Source organism: Peribacillus sp. P4_C12, from assembly GCF_056402095.1.
This window is the reverse complement of sequence record NZ_JBFUIB010000620.1, coordinates 1-1,897: the sequence shown is the minus strand read 5'-3', so window position 1 is coordinate 1,897 and position 1,897 is coordinate 1. Positions and strand designations below refer to the sequence as shown.

Annotated in this window: 2 protein-coding genes; both read right to left on the bottom strand. The window is 38.3% G+C overall.

What is annotated here, in order from left to right:
* Positions 1-158: 158 nt before the first annotated feature.
* Positions 159-755, bottom strand: a complete 597-nt coding sequence (gene qoxC, locus AC1DUW_RS27260; RefSeq protein ID WP_053346602.1) for a cytochrome aa3 quinol oxidase subunit III — start codon at positions 753-755, stop codon at positions 159-161.
* Positions 746-1,897 (bottom strand): cbb3-type cytochrome c oxidase subunit I (locus tag AC1DUW_RS27255; RefSeq protein ID WP_477643982.1); only part of this gene is annotated, 1,152 nt, incomplete at its 5' end. The genes AC1DUW_RS27255 and qoxC, both read right to left, overlap by 10 nt.

Here is a 1,897-nt window from a genome sequence, read left to right as displayed (position 1 = left end):
TAGTTGAACAGCTGCTTGTATAAATGCTGTCAATATAAAAATCGTCATGCCTGTTGCTTTTGACATATTGAAGAAGTAAACCAAAAGAGCTACAAACGTCAAAATCAATGAAAATACAAAACCCCATACTTGTTTAGCCGGGAATAATTCCTTCATGTTTATGTCATTCCTTTCATGTAGATAAAGGTGAAGATGAAGATCCAAACGATATCTAAGAAATGCCAGTAAAGAGAGAAAATGAAGGATTTATTGGCTGTTTCAGGTGTCAACCCGCGTTTTTTCACTTGAAGGATAATAAAGAACCCCCAGAAAAGTCCTAATGTAACATGTGCTCCATGTGTCCCTAATGTTGTAAAGAGCATCGAAGTAAATGCACTAGTTTGCAGTGTAGCTCCTTCGTGATAATAGGTAATGAACTCAGTAATTTCAAATCCTAAGAATCCTAATCCAAGAAGGAGAGTGATTACGAAGAATGTCAACATGGCTTTCTTGTTGCCAAGTCGCATGGCATGAATTCCAAGCCCGATGACAAAACTGCTTGTTAAGAGCAAGAATGTTTCAGCAAGTACTGGAGTGATTTCAAAAATTTCTGCTCCAGTAGGACCGTTACCCGTACGATCAACTAATGTAAAATATGATGCAAAGAGTGTTGCAAAAAGCATAATTTCGGCACCAAGAAAAATCCAGAAGCCTAAAATATTTAGACGATTTTGTTCCGTACTATATTCAAGAGGTTGCGAGTGATCTATTTCCATTTATTAACACCCCCAAATTTTGCTTCTGTCTCTTTAATTTCTTCTACAGAAATGTAATGCCCATGATCTATTTCGAATGAACGATGAGCCATGCAAACAAAGATACCGATTAACCCAATAATCGCAAGAAACCATATGCTGAATACTAACGCAAATCCAAAGACAAAGAAGATACAGGACATGATAAACGGTACGCCGCTGTTATTGGGCATATGAATTTTTTCATAGTCACCCTTGAATAATTCATGACCTTTATATTTAGCATCCCAAAACGTTTCCCTTGAGTTCACTTGTGGAATAATAGCAAAGTTATATTCTGGTACTGGATTATGAGTAGCCCATTCAAGGGAACGTGCATCCCACGGATCATCACTAACATCTCTTGGAGCATGGCGAATGCTATAGTAAATCGTATATACGATTAATACAAAGCTGATTGCCATTAGAGTCGCCCCGATAAACGAAATCATATTCAATGGTCCAAATCCAGTCGATTCAGAGTATGTGTATATACGACGTGCTTGACCATCTAAACCAGTGATATACATAGGGAAGAATGCTAAGCAAAAACCAATGGTTAGAAACCAGAACGCCCATTTCCCAATCCTTTCATTCAACATGAAACCAAACATTTTCGGCCAGTAGTAAGTTCCGGCACCAAGCACAGCAAATACTACACCCGGAATGATGACATTGTGGAAGTGAGCTACTAAAAACATTGTATTATGGTATTGATAATCCGCYGCTGACATCGCAAGCATAACCCCGGTAACTCCACCGATTGTGAAAAGAGGTATGAAACCTATTGAATAAAGCATAGGTACGGTAAATCTGATTCTACCTTTCCACATCGTGAACAACCAGTTAAAGATCTTGATTCCAGTCGGAATAGCAATTACCATCGTTGTAATCGAGAAAATACTATTAACATATGCTGCTTGCCCCATTGTAAAGAAATGGTGCGTCCAAACGAAGAATGAATATATAGAGATAAATACCATTGAAGCAACCATTGATCGATAGCCATATAGGTTACGTCGTGAAAAGGTTGGGATAATCTCACTAAAAAGACCAAATGCAGGCAAGATTAAGATATATACTTCAGGATGTCCCCAAACCCAGAACAGGTTAGCCCAAAGCAT